A 6,055-nucleotide genomic window follows, 5' to 3' on the forward strand; every position below is an offset into this window, starting at 1 on the left:
CGGCGGCGCCGCCGGGCCCGCAGCCGCCGTTCGCCGCCCGCCAGCACGGCACCGAGGTCGAACGGCTCCGGCGCGGCGGTGCGGGCCGCGGCCCGGCGCAGTTCGTCGATGAGTTCGTCGGTGGTCATCACGCCTCCTCCAGATCGAGCTCCGCATCGGCCAGCAACCGGCGGCGCAGGTGGGCCAATGCCTCGTGACACTGCCGTTTGACCGTTCCCTCGGCGACGCCGAGCAGCTCGGCGACCTCGCGCACCGGCCGGTCCTCGACGAAGCGCAGTACGACGATCGCGCGCTGCTTCACGCTCAGTCCGCCGAGCACCCGCGCCAGGTCGAGCCGCGCCGCGCTGTCGCCGTCGCCGTCGGCGGGCGACGGGGTCTCCGGGATCACGTCGGTGACCCGCTCGCGCCGCCACCACGCCCGCCGCGTCTCGGTGGCCGCCTGCCGGACCAGCACGGTGCGCGCGTACGCACCGAGATCCGCGACGCCGCCGAGCTTCGGCCAGACGACGTACATCCGCTCCAGCGCGGCCTGCACGAGGTCGTCGGCGCGGTGCCAGTCGCCGCCGACCGCGTAGGCGAAGCGGCGCAGCCCGGGCAGCTCGGCCGCCGCCCACGCCGCGAAGTTCTCGCGATCGCTCGTCCCCATCGCCCCTCCGTCGCCGAACCGTCGCCGTCACAGTGCGGACGCTCCGGGGCCGGCGCGAGGTTGTGCCGCCACCGGCGCGGGACCGGCCATGCGTCCGGCGCAGCCTCTAGGATCGCCTCCACCGTCGTCTGGAGGCTCCGCGATGCCCGACAGCGTGTTCTTCGCCCTGACGCTCGCCTCGGCGGTCTCCGCCGGGCTCATGGCCGGCATCTACTTCGCGTTCTCGAGCATGGTGATGCCGGGCCTGCGCCGTCTCCAGCCGGGCGAGGCCGTGCGGTCGATGCAGGCGATCAACGCAGCCGTCATCAACCCGTGGTTCCTCACCGCGTTCCTCGGCTCGGCCGTGCTCTCACTGGTCTCGGTCGTTCTCGCGTTCGTCCGCTGGGGCGAGGAGGAGGCGATCTACCTGCTGATCGCCGGCCTGCTGCTGGTCTTCGGCTCGCTCGGCCTGACCCGCGGCTACCACATCCCACGCAACAACGCGCTGGCCCTCGTCGACCCCGACGCGCCGGAGGCGAAGGAGCGCTGGGAGACCTACGACGCCGAATGGACGTCGTGGAACCACATCCGCGCGGTCGCCAGCCTCGCCTCGGCGATCCTGTTCGCCGCCGGCCTGGCGGCCGTCGAGTAGGTCCGATCCGTACAAGCCGCGCGGCCCGCACGGCTGGCACGCTGACCCCGTGACATACGCATACCAGGGCACCATGCGGACCCGACCCGGCCACCGCGACGAGGTCGTCGCGATCCTGCTGAGCGGCACCGACGGGCTGCGCGCCGCCGGCTGCCACCTCTACGCCGTCGGGGTCTCCGCGACCGACCCGGACCTCGTCGTCGTCAGCGAGCTGTGGGAGTCGAAGGAGCACCACGACGCCTCGCTCGAGCTGCCGGAGACGAAGGCCGCCATCGCGGCCGCGATGCCGCTGCTGACCGGCGAGTTCACCGGCACCGAGGCGCGGGTCGAGGGCGGCCTCGGCGTCGACGTCCTCACGGGTGCAGCCGCGCGCCCTTGACGATCTTGTCGACGGCGTTCTTCGGCCCGTGCACCGCCAGCCCGACGAGGTCGAGGTCGGCCCGCTTCACCGCGGCCACGGCGGCACGGTTGTCGCGGTCGTTACCGGTGCCGAACAGCTCGCGGGTGAAGATCGCCGGGCGCAGCCCGCGGTCCAGCGCCCGGCCGTGCGCGGCCTTCAGGACGGCGGGCTCGCCGGCGAACACCAGCACCGGCTGGCGGAACATCGGCAGATAGGCGGTGCCGTCGGCGTCCTCGTAGGGCTCGCCGACCAGCTCCGGAAGGGTCGCGGCCAGGCCGCTGACCAGGAAGGCCGTCACGTTGAGGCGTTGCCAGACGGCGAGGTCGCCGTCCAGCAGCACGGCGATCTTGGTGGCGAAGCGGATCTCGTCGGTCACCGCTCCAGCGTGCGCCGGCGGCGGCGGGCGCGTCTTGTACGGTGTTAGCGTGTTCGCCCCCGACGGCGCGACGGTGCGGGCCTGGCGTCCCGACGTGCCCGGGCTGGTCGAGGTCTTCCACGCCCGGTTCACCCACCACGCCTACCCCGCGCACACCCACACCGCGTGGACACTGCTCATCGTCGACGACGGCGCCATCCGGTTCGACCTCGACCGGCACCACCACGGCGCCGCCGGGTCGGCCGTCACCCTGCTGCCGCCGCACGTCCCGCACGACGGCCGGGCCGCCACCCCGGCCGGATTCGGCAAGCGGGTGCTGTACCTCGACCCCGACGTCCTGGGCGAGGAGCTGATCGGCGCCGCCGTCGACCACCCCACGTTCGCCGACCGGCAGCTGCGGCTGCGCGTCCACCAGCTGCACCGGACGCTGGAGCGGCCGGGCGACGCGATGGAGGCGGAGAGCCGGCTGACACTGATCGGCGCGCGGATCGCCACCCTGCTGCGCTCCGGCCGCACCGCCGCGGACCCGCCGCCGGCACCGTCGGACCTCGCCGGGCGGCTGCGCGAGCTGCTCGACGCGCACGTCGCCGACGGCGTCACGCTGCGGGCCGCGGCCGCACAGCTGCACGCCCACCCCACGCATCTGGTGCGCTCGTTCACGACGGCGTTCGGCCTGCCGCCGCACCGCTACCTCACCGGACGACGGGTCGAGCTGGCCCGCCGGCTGCTGCTGGCCGGGCAACGGCCGGCCGCGGTCGCCACGGCCGCCGGCTTCTACGACCAGGCGCACCTCACCCGGCAGTTCCGCCGCTACCTCGGCGTGAGCCCAGGCCGCTACGCCCGCGCTTGACTTCGAGCGCGCTCCAACTGGCACCGTGTCCGCCATGACTGTGATGAAGCGCACACTCGGACGCAGCGGCATCGAGGTCAGCGCCCTGGGCATGGGCTGCTGGGCCATCGGCGGGCCGTTCTGGGGCGGCGACCAGCCCTTCGGCTGGGGCGAGGTCGACGACGACGAGTCGATCGCGACGGTCCGCCGGGCCGTCGAGCTCGGCGTGACCCTCTTCGACACGTCCGACGCCTACGGCACCGGGCACAGCGAGACGATCCTGGGCCGCGCGCTGGCCGGCCACCGCGACGACGTCGTCATCGCGACGAAGTGGGGCAACACCATCGACCCGGCCACGCGGCAGCTCACCGGCAGCGACGCGTCGCCGGCGTACCTGCGCCGGGCCCTCGAGGGGTCGCTGGAGCGCCTGGGCACCGACTACATCGACCTGTACCAGCTGCACCTCAACGACCTGCCGATCCCGGTCGCGCAGGAGCTGCTCGGCACCTTGGAGGACCTGGTCGAGGAGGGCAAGATCCGCTGGTACGGCTGGAGCACCGACCACGCCGACCGCGCCGCCGCGTGGGGCGAGGCCGGCCCGCACTGCACGGCCGTCCAGCACGCCTTCAACGTCCTGCACGACGCCGCCGAGGTGCTGACCGCGTGCGAGGCGCACGGCCTGGCCAGCCTCAACCGCAGCCCCCTCGCGATGGGCCTGCTCACCGGCAAGTTCACCGCGTCGTCCACGCTGGGGCCGGACGACGTCCGCGGCATCGCGCCGGACTGGCTCGCCTACTTCCGCGACGGCCGGCCGGTGCCGCTCTGGCTGGACCGGGTCGCCGCCGTCCGCGAGGTGCTGCGCAGCGGCGGGCGGACTCTCGCGCAGGGGTCGCTGGCGTGGATCTGGGCGCGCAGCGGGTCGACCATCCCGATCTCCGGCTGCCGGACCGTCGCCCAGGTCGAGGAGAACGCCGGCGCGCTGGCCCGCGGGCCGCTCGCCCCGGCCGAGCTGGCCGAGGTCGAGCGGCTGCTGGCGGACCTGCGCGCCGAACCGGTCGCGGCGATGTGACGCGCCAGCCTCCGGGCGTCAGCCGCCGATGACCTGACGGACCTCCATGGCCCAGCGGCTGGCGTCCGGCCAGCGGGCGGCGATCTCGACGGCCCGCTCCTCCGACGCGACGTCGACGGTGAGGTAGCCGGCGAGGTGCTCCTTGGCCTCCAGGAACGGGCCGTCGGTGACGATCGTCCCGCCGTCGCGCACCTTCACCGTCTTCGTCCGCACGGCGTCGGCGAGCGCCTCGCCGCCGACCCACTCCCCCGACGCCTGCAGCTCCTTCATCAGCACGTCGACCTGCCCGAAGATGGCCGACGACTCCTCCTCGGACATCGTCTCGAAGGCGGCGGCGTTGTTGTAGATGAGCAGCATGTACTTCACGGTGCGACCCTTCGTGCTCCGGCGTCCCCATTGGACGCCGCTCATGCGAGACGTCGGAGCCGGCGCCCGCGTCTCGACATCCTCCTCCACCCGTGCCATGGGTGGGTAACGTCACTCGTGACGAGAGAGAGGAACCGACATGTTCGAGGCGACGAAGGCCTTCAGCGGCTTCTCGGTCGACGACATCCCGCGGGCCAGGCAGTTCTACGCCGAGACGCTCGGCCTCGAGGTCAGCGAGGCCAACGGCATGCTCACGCTGCACATCGCCGGCAGCAACGGGGTGCTCGTCTACCCCAAGGGCGACGCGCACACCCCGGCGTCGTTCACCATCCTCAACTTCCCGGTCGACGACATCGACGCGGCCGTCGACGAGCTCACCCGCCGCGGCGTGGAGTTCCAGCGGTACGAGGGCATGCAGGCCGACGCGAAGGGCATCCACCGCGCCGGCGGACCGCCGATCGCCTGGTTCACCGACCCCGCCGGCAACGTGCTCGCGGTGCTGCAGGAGTGACCACACACGAAAGATCCGGCTCGCCCCGGAGCCGGATCCTTCGTGTCCTGCGGTGACTCGTCCACCCCCGTCACGGGACGAGCGACCCCAGGACGCTGGAGCGCAGCGGCGTCACCTGGCGACCACCACCGCATCCGGATCATCCCCACGCCCGCGCGAGGCGCTCTTCAACCAGCTGAGCGGCCAGCTCTTGCGCGACCTGGTGGGACGCCGCCGCCTGTGCCTGCCCTTCATCGTTCCTCCCTTGTGGGTTGGAATGACCCCCGAGAAGCGGTGACACAGCCGCTCGGGGCCCGGCGTGAGCCGGTCGTCCCGAGCGGGACTCCAGTGTTCTGTTGTGACTCCACTATGACACCGGCTGTTACAGGACTTCAAGAGAATTGCCGATTTTTCTTTTCCGCCCGTGGTTAGCGGGCGAAGGCATGATGACAGGTAAATTACTGGCTGTCTTGACATAGATCAAGACTGTTGTGCCGTAGGTGTGTGCATTACCGTGAAGTCACGGCGCTGCCTGCGCCGGAGCACGGCCGGCGTGCGAACATCGAGCGGGATGTGAGGCCGATGTCCCCGATCGAAATGCTTCGCGTCGTGGCCGTGGTCGTGTTCCTGGCAGTGGCCGCGTATTCGACCGCGCGATTCGCATGGTCGGTGACACGACGGGCCCCGGGCGCCGGTGTCCTGGCAGCGGACGTACCCGACCTCTCGCACGCGCTCATGGGCCTCGCGATGGCGCTGATGGTCAGCCCGGCCGGGCCGTCCGTCCCCGAGCCGCTCGGCATCGCCACGTTCGCGGTCCTGGCCGCCTGGTTCGCCGCGCGCCTGCGCCACGACGGCGTCCTGAGCCGGGCCGCCCTGCCCGGCCTCCCGGGGCCGGCGGAGCGCGCGAGTGGCGCCGTCCGTCTCGGCGATCTCGGCCGCCGAGACAGGGGAACCGCCGGACACGGCGGCTACCACCTGCATCACCTGGCCGGCTGCGCCGCGATGGTCGTCATGTACCTGACCGGCCCCGGCCCGGCCGGCGCGGGCGCACCGACGGCCTTGGGTACGCACGGCGCGGTGCCGCCGCTGGCCGCGCTGTGCTGGGTGCTCGGCCTGTACTTCCTGGTCGCGGCGACGTCGCTGGGCTTCCGCGTGGGCGAGCCGGCGGTCCAGCTCAACCAGCACGCGGCCACGGCCGCGACCGGCCGGTTCTCACCCGCGGCGGGCCCGGCGCCGGCGCCCGCCGCC

9 protein-coding genes are annotated in these 6,055 nt (G+C 72.9%); 6 read left to right on the forward strand and 3 right to left on the reverse strand.

Features of this window, described 5'->3' with window-relative positions; all coding sequences use genetic code 11:
- Positions 1 to 127 precede the first annotated feature (127 nt).
- Positions 128 to 646, reverse strand: coding sequence for an RNA polymerase sigma factor (locus DY240_RS06100; protein WP_119659064.1), 519 nt, complete (start codon positions 644 to 646; stop codon positions 128 to 130).
- Positions 647 to 788: 142 nt separating this feature from the next.
- Here DY240_RS06100 and DY240_RS06105 point away from each other — a divergent pair, with 142 nt between their 5' ends.
- Both DY240_RS06105 and DY240_RS06110 read left to right on the forward strand, forming a co-directional pair.
- Positions 789 to 1,277 (forward strand): anthrone oxygenase family protein, encoded by a 489-nt coding sequence (locus DY240_RS06105; RefSeq protein WP_158602755.1) that lies wholly within the window; start codon positions 789 to 791, stop codon positions 1,275 to 1,277.
- A gap of 49 nt (positions 1,278 to 1,326) precedes the next feature.
- Entirely contained in the window at positions 1,327 to 1,656 is a 330-nt protein-coding gene (locus DY240_RS06110; protein WP_119659066.1) for a putative quinol monooxygenase, read from the forward strand.
- Here the strand turns inward: DY240_RS06110 and DY240_RS06115 are convergent.
- On the reverse strand, positions 1,631 to 2,053 hold the full coding sequence (locus tag DY240_RS06115) for a DUF2000 domain-containing protein (RefSeq protein ID WP_119659067.1): 423 nt from the start codon (positions 2,051 to 2,053) through the stop codon (positions 1,631 to 1,633). The genes DY240_RS06110 and DY240_RS06115 overlap by 26 nt on opposite strands.
- 49 nt (positions 2,054 to 2,102) lie before the next feature.
- On the opposite strand from DY240_RS06115, the gene DY240_RS06120 reads away from it, so the two are divergent.
- Positions 2,103 to 2,903, forward strand: a complete 801-nt coding sequence (locus DY240_RS06120) for a helix-turn-helix transcriptional regulator (RefSeq protein WP_119659068.1) — start codon at positions 2,103 to 2,105, stop codon at positions 2,901 to 2,903.
- A 34-nt stretch (positions 2,904 to 2,937) separates the two neighbouring features.
- Positions 2,938 to 3,951 (forward strand): aldo/keto reductase, encoded by a 1,014-nt coding sequence (locus DY240_RS06125; protein WP_119659069.1) that lies wholly within the window; start codon positions 2,938 to 2,940, stop codon positions 3,949 to 3,951.
- A gap of 18 nt (positions 3,952 to 3,969) precedes the next feature.
- On the opposite strand, the gene DY240_RS06130 is transcribed toward DY240_RS06125, so the two are convergent.
- Positions 3,970 to 4,317, reverse strand: coding sequence for a YciI family protein (locus tag DY240_RS06130; RefSeq protein WP_119659070.1), 348 nt, complete (start codon positions 4,315 to 4,317; stop codon positions 3,970 to 3,972).
- Positions 4,318 to 4,456: 139 nt separating this feature from the next.
- Between DY240_RS06130 and DY240_RS06135 the strand changes: the two genes are divergently transcribed.
- Together DY240_RS06135 and DY240_RS06140 are read left to right on the forward strand one after the other, a co-directional pair.
- The gene (locus DY240_RS06135; RefSeq protein ID WP_119659071.1) at positions 4,457 to 4,828 is read left to right on the forward strand and encodes a VOC family protein; all 372 of its coding nucleotides are present in this window, start codon (positions 4,457 to 4,459) and stop codon (positions 4,826 to 4,828) included.
- A 648-nt stretch (positions 4,829 to 5,476) separates the two neighbouring features.
- Positions 5,477 to 6,055, forward strand: a 579-nt coding sequence (locus DY240_RS06140) for a DUF5134 domain-containing protein (RefSeq protein WP_158602756.1), incomplete at its 3' end; no start/stop codon positions are given.

The sequence above is a fragment of the Jiangella rhizosphaerae genome (assembly GCF_003579925.1).
Classification (GTDB): Bacteria; Actinomycetota; Actinomycetes; order Jiangellales; family Jiangellaceae; genus Jiangella; species Jiangella rhizosphaerae.

Coding starts and splice junctions, on each gene's coding strand:
- DY240_RS06100 (WP_119659064.1), bottom strand. CDS start 646: ATGGGGACGAGCGATCGCGAGAACTTCGCGGCGTGGGCGGCGGCCGAG.
- DY240_RS06105 (WP_158602755.1), top strand. CDS start 789: ATGCCCGACAGCGTGTTCTTCGCCCTGACGCTCGCCTCGGCGGTCTCC.
- DY240_RS06125 (WP_119659069.1), top strand. CDS start 2,938: ATGACTGTGATGAAGCGCACACTCGGACGCAGCGGCATCGAGGTCAGC.
- DY240_RS06135 (WP_119659071.1), top strand. CDS start 4,457: ATGTTCGAGGCGACGAAGGCCTTCAGCGGCTTCTCGGTCGACGACATC.